The following is a 14329-nucleotide window of genomic DNA, read 5'->3' as shown; positions in this document are numbered from 1 at the left end:
CGCCGCACACTGCGCGCGGCGCGCCGTCGATCAGTCCTGCAGCGCGCGCAGCGTCACTGAAGGCGGCGCATCCAGCACCTTGCGCGTCGCCCACAAGCCGGCGAGCAGCGTCATCAGCACGCCGATGCCACCGCCGGCCGCGGCCAGCGCCCAGTTCGGCGTCCACGGCAGATCGAACACCTGCACCGCGATCACGCCCGCCAGCACTGACGCCGCGATCGACGCGACCAGTCCCGCCAGCAGACCGATTGCTGCGAACTCCGACGCCTGCGCGAGGCGCAGCTGTGCACGCTTGCCACCGAGTACGCGCATCACGCCGCCTTCGAGCAGACGCTCGTCCTGACTCGCACTGACAGCCGCCAGCAGCACCAGCACGCCAGCCGCGAGCGAGAACCAGAACACCACCTGCACCACCGTCGAGACCTGATCGGCTGTGCTGCGCACCTGGGTCAGCACCGCGTCGATGTCGACCACCGACAGGTTCGGGAACTGCTGCACCAGATCGGCGGTGAAGCGCGGTGTGTCGGTCGGCACGCGGACCGCGGTGATGTGGCTGGCGGGATACGCATCCAGCGCGCCGGGGGAGGCGACGACGAAGAAGTTCGGCCGGAAGCTCTCCCACTCGATGCTGCGGAAACTCGTGATCGGTGCTTCGAAACGCTGGCCAGCGATGTCGAAGACGATGCGGTCGCCGAGCTGCCAGCCCAGATCCTTGGCGAAGCCTTCCTCGACCGAGATCTCCGGCGTCGCCGGCGCGGTCTCGCCCCAGAATGTGCCGGCCGTGACCCGGTTGTCGTCGCGCAGATCACTCTGCATCGAGAGATTGAACTCGCGCTCGGCGCGACGTTGCGCCTGGCGGTCCTGCGCCTCGTCGCCGCTGCGGCCGGCATAGTCTTCGCCGCGCACCGGCTCACCGTTCCGCTCGACCAGACGCGCGCGGATCATCGGGAACAGCACCGGTGCATCGACGCCCTGATCGGCGATGAAGGCACGCACCGGATCGAGCTGGTCGGGCTGGACGTTGATGATGAAGCGGTTCGGCGCGTCCTGGCCGATCGCGAGCTGCCAGCGGTCGAGCAGATCGGTGCGCACGAAGGTCAGCAGCAGCAGCGCCATCAGGCCGAGCCCGAGCGCGGTGACCTGGGCGACACTGGTGCCCGCGCGCCGGCTCACATTGGCCAGGCCGTAACGCAGGCTACCGCGCAGCCGCGACCGCAGCGCGCGCACCAGCAGGATCAGGCCCCAGGCCAGCAGTGCGAGTACGGCGAACGTCGCCGCGATACCCGCGAGCATCGCGCCACCGAGCGTCGCCGAACCCGCCTTCCACCACAGCAGCGCGGCGAGGCCGACGAACCCGGCGCCGCCGACCAGCCACGCACTCGGCTCGAAACCGCCGAGATCACGCCGCAGCACGCGCAACGCCGGCACGCGGCGGAGCGCGAGCACCGGTGGCGCGCCGAAGGCCATCAGCACGACGAGGCCAACGCCGTAACCCTGCAGCGCCGGCATCCACCCCGCAGACGGAATCGACAGGCCCAGCAACGATTCCAGCCAGCGACCGATGCCCCACTGCAGACCGAAGGCGATGACGACACCCAGGGTGCAGGCGATCACGCCGAGCAACAGCAGTTCGCCGACATGGATGCCGACCAGCGTGCGTTGCTGCGCGCCCATGCAGCGCATCACCGCGACGGAGGTCAGATGCCGCGCCGAATGCTGGCGCGCGGCCATTGCCACGGCGACCGCGGCGAGGATCACCGACACCAGCGCAGCAAGGCCGAGGAAGCGGCCGGCGCGATCGAGCGAGGAACGCACTTCCGGGCGCGCATCGCCGATGGTTTCGACGCGCTGGCCGCGGCCGATGTTCGCGCGCGCGGCGTTGGCGAAGCTGTCGACGGCGTTCGCGTCACCGGCGATCACCAGGCGATAGCGGATGCGACTGCCCGGCTGGATCAGGCCAGTCGCTTCCAGGTCGGACAGGTGCAGGAAGACCTTCGGCGCGACGTTGAAGTAATCGATCGACGCATCCGGTTCCTGCAGCACCAGCGCGGTCAGGCGGAAACTGCGGTCGCCGAGAAACACGGTGTCGCCGACCGACGCGCCCAGCGTGTCGGCGCCGGCGCGGCTCATCCATGCAGTGCCGGGTTCGGGCACGGCCTCGGCATCGCGCTCGACACCATCGGCGCCGGCGATGCGGAAACTGCCGCGCAGCGGAAAACCGTCACCGAGCGCGCGCACGTCACCCAGTTGCAGGGTCGCGGTGTTGCCCGCGCCGACGCGGATCATGCTGTCGAGTTCGATCGTGTCGACGGCTTCGAGACCCGCGGCCTTGGACGCATCGCGGATCGCGCCTTCGATCGGCGCGTCGCCACGCACGACCGCATCGCCGCCGAGCAGACGATTGGCTTCGATCGCCAGCGCGCGTTCGGCGCGGTCGGTGACGAAGCCCACTGCAGTCACCGCGACGACCGCGAGTACCAGTGCGGCGAACAGAATGCGGATGTCGCCGGCTTTGAAATCGCGGCGCAGCTGGCGCCACGCGAGCGCGGCGGTCCTCATGCGGTCATCGCCTCGTCGGCAACGAGACGGCCGCTGTCGATGCGCAGGCGGCGCTTGCAGCGCTGCGCCAGATGATCGTCGTGGGTGACCAGCACCAGCGTGGTGCCGGCGTCTGCATTGAGTGCGAACAGCAGTTCGATGATCGACTGGCCGGTCGCGGTGTCGAGGTTGCCGGTGGGCTCGTCGGCGAACAGCAGCGACGGCCGGGTCACGAACGCACGCGCGAGTGCCACGCGCTGCTGCTCGCCGCCGGACAGCTGACGCGGGTAATGGCCGAGGCGCTCGGAAAGGCCCACGCGCGCGAGCACGTCGCGCGCCGGAACTTCCACTTCGCGATCGCCGCGCAGTTCCAGCGGCAGCATCACGTTCTCCAGCGCGGTCAGCGACGGCAGCAGCTGGAAGCTCTGGAACACGAAGCCGACCTTCTCGCCGCGCACCTTCGCGCGACCGTCCTCGTCGAGCGTGGAGATCGGCGCGCCATCGAGCACGACGGTGCCGGTACTCGGCGTATCGAGACCGGCGAGCAGCGACAGCAGCGTGCTCTTTCCCGAACCCGACGCGCCGACGATCGCCACCGTGTCGCCGTGGCCAATGCGGAACCCGACGTCCTGCAGGATGGTCAGTTCGCCCGACGGCAGTGCGACCCGCTTGCCCAGCGCCGTGACGTCGAGTGCATGACCGGCGCGTGCGGTTTCATCTTGCGTGGGGGTGCCGTCGTGCATAGATATCCTTCGATGTATCGAACCAGCGCCGCGCACGTCGCCAAGCAGCGGCGTCGCCGGACCGACCGGAGATGTGGGAATGATTGAGGGAACTGCGGCCGCGCGCCGCCGGATGCAAGCGCGGTGGATGCGCTGGATGTTGGCGTGCCTGCTGGCACTGCCCGTTCTAGCACAGGCGCAGTCGGCGTCACCTGCAGCGCAGCCCGGCGGCGCGGCGAAGACCATTCTGGTCATGGGTGATTCACTCTCCGCGGGCTATGGCATGTCCGCCGGCGAGGGCTGGGTGTCGCTGCTGCAGCAGCGCCTGCAGCGCGATACGCCCGGCTGGCGCGTGGTCAACGCGAGCATCTCAGGCGAGACCAGTGCGGGCGGCGCATCGCGGATTGCGGAGGCGGTGGTCCGCGAGCAGCCCGACATCGTGATCATCGCGCTCGGTGCCAACGACGGACTGCGTGGCCTGCCGCTGGCCGATGCGCGCCGCAACCTCGCGCGGATGATCGGCGCGTCCCAGCACGTGGGCGCCAAGGTGCTCTTGGTTGGCATGCGCATGCCGCCGAATCTCGGCGCCGACTACACGCGCGGCTTCGAGGACAACTACCGCCTGCTGGCGAAGACCTTCGATACCGCGTTGCTGCCCTTCCTGCTCGAACCGATCGCCAGCGATCGCGGGAATTTCCAGGACGACAATCTGCACCCGACCGCCGCGGTGCAGGGGCAGCTGCTCGACCATGTGTGGACCGCACTGCAGCCGCTGCTGGACTGAACAGGCGCGCTCCGGGCGCCGTCCGCAGCGCCGCAAATGTAAGGATCGCGTGATGCATCCAGCGGGCCTTCCAGGCGCGTAGAGAGGGGTGAATCCGTCGCAATGTGCGGCGGGTCACCTCACCGTCTCCGGACGATTTCTGAGAAAAACACCATGAAGCGCACTCTGCTCGCCACGATGCTGCTCGCCTCGATCGCCGCCCTCACTGCATGCCAGAAGGACGCCGCCACCGACTCCACCGCTGCCACGATGCCGCCGCCGGCCGAAGCCCCGGTCACCGCACCGCCGGTCGCCACGGCCACGGATCCGGCGATGTCCGCCGAAGCCGATGCCACCGCGCAGACCGACAACCCGATGGTCGGCGGCGCGCCGATGTTCGCCGACCGCGACATCGTCACCAATGCTGCAACCTCGAAGGACCACACCACGCTGGTCGCTGCCGTCCAGGCCGCCGACCTCGTCGATACCCTCAAGGGTCCCGGCCCGTTCACTGTGTTCGCGCCGACCAACGCGGCGTTCGAGAAGCTGCCGGCCGGTGCCGTCGACGGCCTGCTGAAGCCGGAAATGAAGTCCGACCTGACCAAGGTGCTGACCTATCACGTGGTGCCGGGCAACATCGATGCCGCAGCGTTGGTGCAGCAGATCCAGGCCGGTGGCGGCAGCGCCATGCTCAAGACTGTGGAAGGCGCCGAGCTGACCGCGAAGCTGGATGGTCAGACCGTCACGCTGACCGACGCCAAGGGCGACGTGGCTCGCGTCACCACGGCCGACGTGCGTCAGAGCAATGGCGTGATCCATGTGATCGATACGGTGCTGATGCCGTAACGGCGCACGCACGAATTGCGAAACGGTTGTTCCGTTCTGCAGACACGAAGAAGGCGGCCCTCGGGCCGCCTTTTTTTGTCGCGCGATCGTTGCGGGTTACCGCGACGGCGCGGCCGTGCCATCCGCCGCACGCAACAGCGGATACGGATTGACCGGTGTCCCGGTCCACCACTGTTTTTCCGGCGTCAGCTGGAAGATCGCGAAGTGCAGATGCGGCGCGGCAGCATCCGCGTTGCCGGTGCTGCCGACGGTGCCCAGCACGTCGCCGCGCTTCACCGTCGCACCCTCCGCCAGGCCGGGCGCGTACGCCTGCAGATGCGCGTAGTAGTACGAAAACTGCCCGCTGGGCTCGAACTGGTAGATCGTCAGTCCGCCGCGATCACTGGTGAACAACTTCTCGATCGTGCCGTCGGCGACCGCGAGTACCGGCGTGCCGGTCGGCGCCATGATGTCCAGCGCTTCGTGCTGGCGCTCGCTGCCGCGTGCATCGCCGAAGGTGTCGTGGATGTCGGTGATGGCGATGCCCTGCACGGGCAGCAACAACCCTTCGGCCGATTCGGAGCCGGTGACAGATGCAGGGATGGGCGGCCTCGCCGGCGGCGCCGCGACCGGCGCACCGAGCGCCACTGTGCCGGAACGTGCGGACGTGACATCGGACACTACAGGGACGCCGGGCGGCTCTGCGGGCACGCTTTCTGAAACATCGCCAGGCTGGTTGCCACCCTGCTCGAACAGTGGCCCGCCCTTCCAGACGAACCATGCGATGTTCGCAAGCAGCAGTACGGCGATCAGCGCAATCCATGTGCCCGGCCGCTTCATGGCTTACTCCTCGAGCAGCGCGACCGTACCCGGCTTGACCACATCGGCAACGCGACGCGCGCTCCAGTTGGTCATGCGGATGCAGCCGTGCGACTGGGTCTTGCCGATGTTCTGCGGCTCGGGCGTGCCGTGGATGCCGTAATGCGGCTTCGACAGATCGATCCACACCGTGCCGACCGGATTGTTCGGGCCGGCCGGCAGCGCGGCCTTCGCGTGCGAAGGATCGGCATCCCAGAAGAGGTCCGGGTTGTAGTGGAAGGTCGGGTCGGTGGCGACGCCTTCGATCTTCCACTCGCCGATCGGCAGCGGATCGCGCTCGGTGCCGGTGGAAGCGGGGAACTGCGCATAGACCTTGCCACCGGCATCGACCAGACGCACCACCGAATCCGACTTGCTCACGACCACGCGCGCGGGCTCGGCCAGCGGCGCGGCCTCGGTGACGTTCGGCACGACGATGCGCGTACCGGCCTTGAAGTCGCTGCTGGGATTGAGCCGGCGCAGCAGCGCGGGCGATGCATGGAAGCGTTCGCCGAGGGCTTCGACGACGTTCTCGAAGCCGAGGGCGTCCTGCTTGGACTGCGCCATCATGTCGTCGGGCACCGCGACGAATGGACCGGCGACGTCTTCGGCGGTCAACGTGTGCGCGAGCAGCGCGGGCGCCGCGTCACCGGTCAACGCGTCCCAGGTGCGCGCATCGAGCGTGCCGCTGCTCTCGATGCCGCGAAAACGCTGGAACGCGGCGATCGCACGCGTGGTGTTGGTGCCACCGCGCGCGTCGATCTCGCCGGGCGAGAAATGCACGCGATCTAGCAGGACCTGCGTGCGCAGCATCGCCGCGTCACCGGCGTCCATGTCCGCTGCATTGACCGATTCAGCCGTTAGCGCCGCAGACGCCTCGGCGCTCTGCGCGATGTCATCGCGTGCGGAGGCGTCCTGCGCAACCGCGGGCGCTGCGACCAGCAGCATGGCGAATGCGCAGACAGGCGCGTGGGCGGTGCGGATCCAGTGGGCGGGCATGGCGTCATTCCTTGGGCTCGATACGCCGCATGCTCCCGGCGCGCGCGCGCCAACCGCGTGAAGCCGCGCGCGGACCGTTCAGCGTGCCGGGCAGCGCAGCAATGTCGAGTCGCGCCGCCACGCCGGATCGTTGGCGTAGGCGAACAGCAGCTGGCCGTCCTTGAGATCGTCGATCACCGCCTGCGCCACTTCGTCACGCACGGCGGGACAGCCCCAGCTGCGCCCGAGCCGGCCCTGCCGACGCGCCTGTTCCGGATCCACGTAATCGGCGCCATGCATGACGATCAACCGCTCGCGCGCACGGCCGTTGATGCCGGGCTCCAGTCCATCCATGCGCAGCGAATACCCGTTCTGGCCGGTGTAGGTTTCGGCCGTCGAAAACAGGCCGAGGCTCGACTGGTAGCTGCCTTCGACATCGGAGAACACCGTGGGCACGTTGTCGCCGCTGCCGCGGCCATGCGCGACATGCTCGGCATGCAGCAGGCGCCCGGTCTGCACATCGAAGATCCACATGCGGACGTCGGTCGAAGGGCGCGAGTAGTCGATGACCGCGAGCCGGCGTCCGACCTCGTGATCGCGCGCCGCGCATGCGCGCGCATCGAGTGCGAGCGACAGCACGTCGCGATCGAGCGCCGGCGCGGCGGCGGACAGGGTGTCGAGCGTGGCGTCGGCAGCCTGCAGCATCGATGACGTCGCCAGTAGCGACAGCATCAGCAGTGCCCGAAGAATGAGGGTGCGCATGCGGCAAAGCTTAGCGCTGGCGGGGGCACGTCCAACGGCTTCCCCCCACTCGACACCGCCTGACTTCCCGCGCGTATCCACCCCGAGCGCTTGACACCCGTCCAAGTGTATTGTTGTATTGATACACATGGACGCAAGCCTGCTCTCGATCCAGCCCAATGCCGCCGAGCCGCTGTACCGGCAGATCACCGGTCAGATTCGGCGGCTGGTCGCGGGCGGTGTGCTGCGCCCCGGCGAGAGCCTGCCCTCGGTGCGCGATGTGGCCGGGCTGCACGCGATCAATCCGATGACCGTGTCCAAGGCGTACAGCCAGCTCGAGGCCGAGGGCGTGCTGCTGCGGCTGCGTGGCAAGGGGATGGTCGTCGCCGATCTCGCCGCGCCACCCGATCTCGCCGCGCGCTGGGCGCTGATCGATCCCGCACTCGACGCGCTGGCACGCCAGGCGCGCGAACTCGAACTGCCGGCCGACGCCCTGCTCGACCGCCTCAAGACCCGACTCACGGAGGACCTGCCATGAACACGATGCTCGACCGTTCCGTTTCCGTTGTCGCCATGCCGGCTGCGCTCGGCGGCGCCGCGCCGCTCGCGGCAGACGGCCTGATCAAACAGTACGACCACGAAAGCGTGCTCAAGGGTGTGTCTCTGGCTGTTGAGCCGGGCACGGTACTCGGCCTGATCGGCCGCAACGGGGCAGGCAAGAGCACCCTAATCCGCGCGATGCTCGGTCTGATCGAACCCGATGCCGGCACCGTGACCGTCTGGGGCGAACCGGCGCTGCGCATGGGCGATGCGGCCAAGCAGCGCTTGGGCTACGTGCCCCAGCAACCCGAAGCGATGGCATGGCTGGAGGTCGGCGAGATGCTCGACTTCATTGGCCGCTTCTACCCGCGCTGGGACGCGGCCTACGTCGACGCGACGCTCGACCGCTGGCAACTGCCGCGCAGGAAACTGCTAGCGAGGCTCTCGCCCGGCGAGCGACAGCGCGTGGCGATCATCCGCGCCCTGGCCCCGCAGCCGGAACTGCTGGTGCTCGACGAACCGGCCTCGGCGCTGGACCCGGTCGGACGTCGGGAACTGCTTCGCGAGATCGCGTCGCGCGCGGGCGAGTCCGGCACTACCGTGCTGTTCTCGACCCACATCGTGTCCGATCTTGAGCGCGTCGCCTCGCACGTCGCCTTCCTGCACGAAGGCCGACTGCTGCTGCACAGCGAGCTCGACAGCCTCAAGGAGCGCAACTTGCGCCTGCACGTCCCCGAGGCGGTCGCCGCGCAACTGCGCGACGACGTGCCCGGCGAAGTCTCGCGTCGCCCGCATCCCTACGGGGGCGTGTCGATCACCGTGCTGCGCGGCGAGGACGCGCCGTGGCCGGACCTGGTCCAGGTGCCGGGGGTGCGCGCCGAAGCGTTGCCGCTGGAGGATCTCTTCATCGAGGTGTCGGCGTGAGCGCCGTCCGCACGCGTGCGCACCTGCGATGGAAGGTGCTGGCTCTCCTCCAGGCCGCGATCCCGCTTCGACTCCGGATATGGGCACTCGTACCGTGTGTGCTGATGCTGTCGATCATGGTTTTCGGTCCACGTACTGCGCACGACGCTACAAGCGCGACGATCTACCTGATGCCGTTTCCGCTCATGAGCATCGCGCTGATCTGGCACATGTGGGTGGGTCGCCTGGCATTGATGCAGTCGAAGGCCGAGAGCCTCCGTTTGCCGGGAATCGCGTCCACCGTCACGCGCGCCCTGGCGATCGTGACGATGGTGACCGTCCTGGTTCCCGGCCTCTTCTTCGCGTGGTCCGGCGTGACGCCGATCTGGGCCCTGAGCTTGCCAGTCATTGCAGCGCTCTGGGGACTGCTGGCAGCGCTCAGCCCGGCGCCGTTCGCCTGGGCGCTGTTGATGCTGCCGATTGTGGGACCGACGCTCGCGGAAACGGTTGCGACCTGGTTCGGCGCACAGTTCCGCTTGCATGCGTTTCCGCCCACGGCAGCGCTGGCCTGCATCGGGCTGACTGCCGCTCTGGTCGCCTGGCGCTGGCGCGTCGTGGCCGGTGCGTGCGAACCCGAACGCCTGCGCCGATGGCAACGCGCGATGGTGCTCAACCACACCGCGATTGCAGCCGACAAGGACGTGCCGACGTCGCCGCAGCGCGATGCGGACACCCGTCAGGTATCCGTCGTCGGCCAGAACACGCGCATGCGCGCTGACCATGCCGGCCCGCATGATATCGGCGCTGCGATCGGCGCGTGCTTCGGCGGCGACCTCGGCGAGCGCCCCCCGCGCGATGCCATGAAGCAATGGGGACTGTTGGCATTTGTGGTCCTGATCCTAGTGGCAAACCCGCTATCGGCGACGAGCCTGTCCTACATGCGCGACGCCGTGCTCTGGGGCGGCGTAGGCGGTTCACTGGCCTACGGCTGGCTGCTCGCCAGAGGGGTGCAGTTGCAACAGCAGAGAGCCTCGGGCCCCCAATCGGAGCTGGCGCTGCTGCCCGGCCTGGGCAGCCCGGACGCCGCGCGGCGGACCATGCTCGGGTTGATGCTGAGGCGCCTGGCACGGCTGCTGATTTTCATGTTAGCCGGTCTGGCCCTGGCCGCAGGGACACGGCAGCCCCTGGTCACCCAGCTCTTGTTGATGGGCGTCATGTGGATGGGTGTAGCTGCCGCTAGCCTGATGCTGTGCCTGCGGGCCTTGGCCGGCCGATCCCTCGTCTCCAGACGCGCTTTGCTGATGCTGGTGCCGCTGATTGTCCTATCGACGATCACCATGACCCTCGGCTTCTTCCGTATCCCGGAGACGCGCTTCATCCCGGCACTGCTCATCGTGTGGCCCTTGCTGATTTCGGCCTATCTGGTGATGGCGCACGAGACGCTGCAGCACTACCGAGCCAGAGCGCACCCGTTTCTGCTCCAGTGACGATCTGCAATCTTGACCGCCGGTTAAGCCCATCCAGCGCATGCTCGGGCTCCAGTCCACAAGTGCTGTGCGGGCCGCCGCACACGAGGAAGTCATCGCGATGCACCTCCGATCACTGCCCCTTTTGCTCGCTGCCTCACTGAGTGCCCTCGCTATGCCGGCACTTGCCGGCAACGACGTCACCAATCCGGAACTGTCGCGCAACTTGACGGGCGACAGCCCGGTGGCCGTGCAGTGGACCGATCCTGAAGCGTTCTCTGATATCCGGCTCAGCGGCAACCGCTGGGAAGCGCGCCGTGGCAACTGGGTCGTGCAGCTCGCCGAATACGTCCGCCAGCGTGCCGAACGCGAACTGCCCGCAGGCACCACGCTGGACGTGACCATCCGCGACATCCGCCGCGCAGGCATGTACGAACCGTGGCGCGGCCCGCAGATGGACCACGTGCGGATCATCAAGAACCACTACCCGCCGCGGATCGATCTCGATTTCGTGCTGCGCGACGCGTCGGGCACGGTCGTCGCCGAAGGCGCACGCGACCTGCGTGACCTGGGCTTCCTCGACCGCGCAGGGACCCGTCTGGGCAGCGATTCGCTGCGCTACGAGAAGCAGTTGATCGACGACTGGCTGCGACGCGATCTGCGGCCCGTCCTCGCCCAGCGCTGACGCGCACGTCGAGGGGCGAGTCCTGCACCCGACTGCGGGATGAGGTGCCGGATTGCCAAGCGGCCCGCCTTCATATGCTTGTGCGGCATCCCCTGAGGCGCGCCCTGCGCTACACGCATTGTGCTCTGGAAACCAGGGATTCCAAGATCGCCCGAATACCCCCGGACGATCGTGTCGACACGCGTGCTGCGCCCCCTACTCCAGAAAAAACTACGGCCCCTTGCGGGGCCGTAGCGGTTTCACACAGGGCTTCGATGGATCAGAAGCGCTGCTGGTACTTCATGTACATGAAACGACCGATGTCGAACGACGGCGAGTACGCGTAGCCGTTGGCACCGATCAGGTTCTGCGTGAACATGACCGGGCCGGTGCGATCCAGGACATTGTTCACACCGACCGAGACCGTCGCATTCCACGGTGCCTTCCAACGGACCTGCACGTCGTTGAACGTGTTGGAGCCGATCTCGTTCATCGGGACCGCGAAACCGTCGTGGGTCACGAAGTCAGGCAGGCTGCAGACCTGACCCGGAATCACGCAGTCTTCCTTCGTGCCCGAGAAGTAGCGGGCGGTCCAGCTGGCACCGAAGTCACCGTATTCCCAGTTCAGAGTCGCGACCGAGCGGATCCGGAAGTTGTTGTAGAAGCCGACCTGCGGCTGCGGGACCGTGTTGTCCGTGCTGTCAGACTTGGTCTCGTAGTTGCTGTAGTACGTCGTCGCCCAGTTGACACTGAAGTTGCCGACACTCGTTTCGGGAAGCCTGTAGTTCGCTTCGAAATCCCAACCCTCGACTTCCATGAAGCCGGCATTGCGGCCGATACGGGTCAGGTTGTTGACGACGCCGGTGGACTCGTCGCGGGTGAAGTAACCGCACTGTGCGTCGATGTTGTAGACGTAGCAGTCGTTGAGGATGCCGCTGGCCGAGAACGCCGTCACGACGTTGTCGATGCGCGTCTTCCACCAGTCGAGCGAAAGGCCGAGGCCGGTCACGAACTGCGGGCTGTACACCAGGCCCAGCGAACGGCTCACCGAGGTTTCGGGCGTCAGCTCCGGGTTGGAGCCGCTGAGGAACGGCGTGCCGGTCTGGCCGGAGTAGGAGAGAGTGCCGCCCTGGCCGGTCTGCTGGAAGCCGACATTGCCATCCTCGTCATCCACATAGGTGTAACCCGCATAGCCGGAGATGGCGGCGGCGCAGCGCGCGTACACCTCGGGATTGGACGCTGCGGAACCGTTCACCGTATCGCAAGGATCGCTGTAGAAATCGAAGGTCTGGCCGGTACCACCGTAGAGATCGGAGACCGCCGGGGCACGGAAGCCCTGCGACCAGGTGCCGCGGACCAGCACGTCGTCGATCGGCTTCCAGCGGAAGCTGGCCTTGCTGTTGGTGGTGTCACCGAACACGTCGTAGTCGGAGTAACGGCTGGCGACGTTGATGGCCAGTTCCTGCGCACCCGGCACATTGGCCAGCAGCGGGATGTCGAGCTCGAGGTAGGCCTCGTTGACGCTGTAGCCGCCCGAGGTTTCCTGTGCGGCCAGATTGGTCGAGTTGCCGGTCTGCGCGAACGCATCGGGCGAATAGCGACCGCTCACGCGACGGTTTTCCAGACCACCCGCGAACGCCAGATCACCGGCCGGGAGCGTGGCGAGGGTGCCGCTGATGTTGGCGAAGTAGTTGTGCGTGGTGGTCTCGGACGTCGCGTTCTCCATCAGGAAGAAGCGGCGCTGGATGTCCGGGTTGGCCAGGGAATTCGGGCCTTCGCTCAGGACCGGGCTCCACGGGGTGCAGTCCGCCAGCGCAATCGGGTTGGCGACAGTGCCGCACTGGACGACGCCGTTGGCATTGAGGAACGACGGGCCCACGGCGTCACGCACTGCGAGTTTGTTGAAGTCGCCCTGGCCGCGAATCGTCGCGTCACCACGGGTGAACAGGTAGCCGGCATCCCAGTCGAAGAACTTCTCGCCAACCTCGAACGAACCCTCGAGCGCAGCGCTGAAGCGGTACGTGTCGAGACGACGGTCGGTGGTGCGCGGCACTTCCGAGCCACGGCGGCGGAAGTCGAGCTCCTCACCGGTCGGGTTGAAGTAGCTGTCGGCGCTGATCGGAGTCTGCACATCGACCGCGGCGCTCTGCAGCGGATAGCCCGCCACCTGCACGCTGGTTTCACGACGATTGAAGCTCGCGTCGGTCGTGAGGCGCAGGTTGTCGGTCAGGTCGAAATCGGCGCTGGTGAAGATCGACGTGCGCTCCATGCCGGTCTTCGCCATCATCTGCTCGGCCGGGTTGCTGGTGTCGCCGTTCGGACCGCCGACCTGCGGACGGTAATCGGCGAGATTGGTGGGGTCGCCACCTTCTCCGAGCACCAGCCACTGCGCGGGATTGGCCGGATTACGGATGTTGCCGATCGCGCCGACCGTCGAATAGCTGTAGGACGGGAAGCCGGGGTAGCTGTCGATCGCCCAGAAGCGATCCTTCGAGAAGACCGGCTCTTCCTTGTCGTACTGCGCGCCGAACACGATCGAGCTGCGCTCGCCCTGTGCACCGATGGTGAAGTCGAACGACTGGGTCTGACCGTCGCCCTGGCCGTACTGGCCGATGTAGGCATTCATCTCGGCGCCATCGAAGTTGCGGCGCGTGATCACGTTGATGACACCGGCGATCGCATCGGAGCCGTACAGCGACGAGGCGCCGTCTTTCAGCACTTCAATGCGCTCGACTGCGGACGACGGAATCGTCGCAAGATCCTGCAGGCCATCGTTGTTGACGCCCAGACGGCGTCCGTTGAGCAGAACCAGGGTGCGCTGCGGACCAAGGTTGCGCAGGTCCACATAGGTACCGCCGGGGCTTTCGCCCGAACTCAGCGGCGAGGAGCGGCTCAGCGCCGGGCTGCCGGTCGCCGCGATGTTCTGCAGGATGTCGCCGACGGACTGGAAGCCCTGGTTCTCGATCTCGGTGCGCGAAATCGTCTGGATCGGCTGTGCGTTCTCGACATCCACCTTGCGGATGCGCGAACCCGTGACCTGGATGCGGTCGAGCTCAGTCGTACCGGTCGCGGGCTGTGCCTGCGCGAACGCGGCTACCGGGGCGACAGCCGCGAGGATCGCAGCCGGCAGCAGGCCCTTCCGCAATGCGGGAGTGCGAAAATTGTTCAAAGTTCTCTCTCCAGAGTGTGTGCGTTACTGAGGCGTTAAGACGCCATTCGCACGTTACGTCTGGAACGACCCGCACCGCCTTGCTGCCACCCCTCTCTTGCTTTGCCGAGTGTGTCGCCTGGACGTCACGCGGCCTTGCTGCGCGACGCCTGTCACACGGGC

Annotated in this window: 12 protein-coding genes; 6 read left to right on the top strand and 6 right to left on the bottom strand. The window is 67.2% G+C overall.

The features are described 5' to 3' along the window. Positions 1-30: 30 nt before the first annotated feature. Both AC3A4E_RS03465 and AC3A4E_RS03460 read right to left on the bottom strand, forming a co-directional pair. Entirely contained in the window at positions 31-2559 is a 2529-nt protein-coding gene (locus AC3A4E_RS03465; RefSeq protein WP_487630170.1) for an ABC transporter permease, read from the bottom strand. Continuing rightward, complete coding sequence (locus AC3A4E_RS03460) at positions 2556-3281, bottom strand: ABC transporter ATP-binding protein (RefSeq protein ID WP_487630169.1); 726 nt, start codon at positions 3279-3281, stop codon at positions 2556-2558. The genes AC3A4E_RS03465 and AC3A4E_RS03460 overlap by 4 nt, the downstream gene beginning before the upstream one ends. A gap of 136 nt (positions 3282-3417) precedes the next feature. On the opposite strand from AC3A4E_RS03460, the gene AC3A4E_RS03455 reads away from it, so the two are divergent. Both AC3A4E_RS03455 and AC3A4E_RS03450 read left to right on the top strand, forming a co-directional pair. After that, on the top strand, positions 3418-4044 hold the full coding sequence (locus AC3A4E_RS03455; RefSeq protein WP_487630168.1) for an arylesterase: 627 nt from the start codon (positions 3418-3420) through the stop codon (positions 4042-4044). A 249-nt stretch (positions 4045-4293) separates the two neighbouring features. After that, positions 4294-4869, top strand: a complete 576-nt coding sequence (locus AC3A4E_RS03450; protein WP_487632006.1) for a fasciclin domain-containing protein — start codon at positions 4294-4296, stop codon at positions 4867-4869. A 96-nt stretch (positions 4870-4965) separates the two neighbouring features. On the opposite strand, the gene AC3A4E_RS03445 is transcribed toward AC3A4E_RS03450, so the two are convergent. The 3 genes from AC3A4E_RS03445 to AC3A4E_RS03435 form a co-directional block, all read right to left on the bottom strand. After that, positions 4966-5688: a M23 family metallopeptidase gene (locus tag AC3A4E_RS03445; protein ID WP_487630167.1), complete on the bottom strand. Its 723-nt coding sequence runs from the start codon at positions 5686-5688 to the stop codon at positions 4966-4968. A 3-nt stretch (positions 5689-5691) separates the two neighbouring features. After that, the gene (locus AC3A4E_RS03440; RefSeq protein ID WP_487632005.1) at positions 5692-6654 is read right to left on the bottom strand and encodes a L,D-transpeptidase family protein; all 963 of its coding nucleotides are present in this window, start codon (positions 6652-6654) and stop codon (positions 5692-5694) included. A gap of 129 nt (positions 6655-6783) precedes the next feature. Next, positions 6784-7446 carry a murein L,D-transpeptidase catalytic domain family protein gene (locus AC3A4E_RS03435; protein ID WP_487630166.1) on the bottom strand — a complete coding sequence of 221 codons (663 nt, stop codon included), beginning with the start codon at positions 7444-7446 and terminating at the stop codon, positions 6784-6786. Between the two features lie 127 nt (positions 7447-7573). Here AC3A4E_RS03435 and AC3A4E_RS03430 point away from each other — a divergent pair, with 127 nt between their 5' ends. The 4 genes from AC3A4E_RS03430 (at position 7574) to AC3A4E_RS03415 (ending at position 11019) form a co-directional block, all read left to right on the top strand. Further along, positions 7574-7963 carry a GntR family transcriptional regulator gene (locus tag AC3A4E_RS03430; protein WP_487630165.1) on the top strand — a complete coding sequence of 130 codons (390 nt, stop codon included), beginning with the start codon at positions 7574-7576 and terminating at the stop codon, positions 7961-7963. Positions 7964-7968: 5 nt separating this feature from the next. Further along, entirely contained in the window at positions 7969-8889 is a 921-nt protein-coding gene (locus tag AC3A4E_RS03425) for an ABC transporter ATP-binding protein (protein ID WP_487632004.1), read from the top strand. After that, the gene (locus tag AC3A4E_RS03420) at positions 8886-10355 is read left to right on the top strand and encodes a hypothetical protein (RefSeq protein WP_487630164.1); all 1470 of its coding nucleotides are present in this window, start codon (positions 8886-8888) and stop codon (positions 10353-10355) included. The genes AC3A4E_RS03425 and AC3A4E_RS03420 overlap by 4 nt, the downstream gene beginning before the upstream one ends. Positions 10356-10509: 154 nt before the next feature. Continuing rightward, complete coding sequence (locus AC3A4E_RS03415) at positions 10510-11019, top strand: DUF3016 domain-containing protein (protein WP_487630163.1); 510 nt, start codon at positions 10510-10512, stop codon at positions 11017-11019. A 259-nt stretch (positions 11020-11278) separates the two neighbouring features. Here the strand turns inward: AC3A4E_RS03415 and AC3A4E_RS03410 are convergent, their stop codons facing one another. Beyond that, positions 11279-14167 (bottom strand): TonB-dependent receptor domain-containing protein, encoded by a 2889-nt coding sequence (locus AC3A4E_RS03410; RefSeq protein ID WP_487630162.1) that lies wholly within the window; start codon positions 14165-14167, stop codon positions 11279-11281. Positions 14168-14329 lie beyond the last annotated feature (162 nt).

This window comes from Luteimonas sp. Soil_N_1, assembly GCF_057656255.1.
Note: the sequence above shows the minus strand (reverse complement) of the source record. Positions and strands in the feature narration are given on the sequence as shown.

Excerpts from the sequence above, each read along its gene's own strand:
- AC3A4E_RS03465 (WP_487630170.1), bottom strand. The coding sequence starts at position 2,559 with ATGAGGACCGCCGCGCTCGCGTGGCGCCAGCTGCGCCGCGATTTCAAA.
- AC3A4E_RS03460 (WP_487630169.1), bottom strand. The coding sequence starts at position 3,281 with ATGCACGACGGCACCCCCACGCAAGATGAAACCGCACGCGCCGGTCAT.
- AC3A4E_RS03455 (WP_487630168.1), top strand. The coding sequence starts at position 3,418 with ATGTTGGCGTGCCTGCTGGCACTGCCCGTTCTAGCACAGGCGCAGTCG.
- AC3A4E_RS03450 (WP_487632006.1), top strand. The coding sequence starts at position 4,294 with ATGCCGCCGCCGGCCGAAGCCCCGGTCACCGCACCGCCGGTCGCCACG.
- AC3A4E_RS03445 (WP_487630167.1), bottom strand. The coding sequence starts at position 5,688 with ATGAAGCGGCCGGGCACATGGATTGCGCTGATCGCCGTACTGCTGCTT.
- AC3A4E_RS03440 (WP_487632005.1), bottom strand. The coding sequence starts at position 6,654 with ATGCTGCTGGTCGCAGCGCCCGCGGTTGCGCAGGACGCCTCCGCACGC.
- AC3A4E_RS03435 (WP_487630166.1), bottom strand. The coding sequence starts at position 7,446 with ATGCGCACCCTCATTCTTCGGGCACTGCTGATGCTGTCGCTACTGGCG.
- AC3A4E_RS03430 (WP_487630165.1), top strand. The coding sequence starts at position 7,574 with ATGGACGCAAGCCTGCTCTCGATCCAGCCCAATGCCGCCGAGCCGCTG.
- AC3A4E_RS03425 (WP_487632004.1), top strand. The coding sequence starts at position 7,969 with ATGCTCGACCGTTCCGTTTCCGTTGTCGCCATGCCGGCTGCGCTCGGC.
- AC3A4E_RS03415 (WP_487630163.1), top strand. The coding sequence starts at position 10,510 with ATGCCGGCACTTGCCGGCAACGACGTCACCAATCCGGAACTGTCGCGC.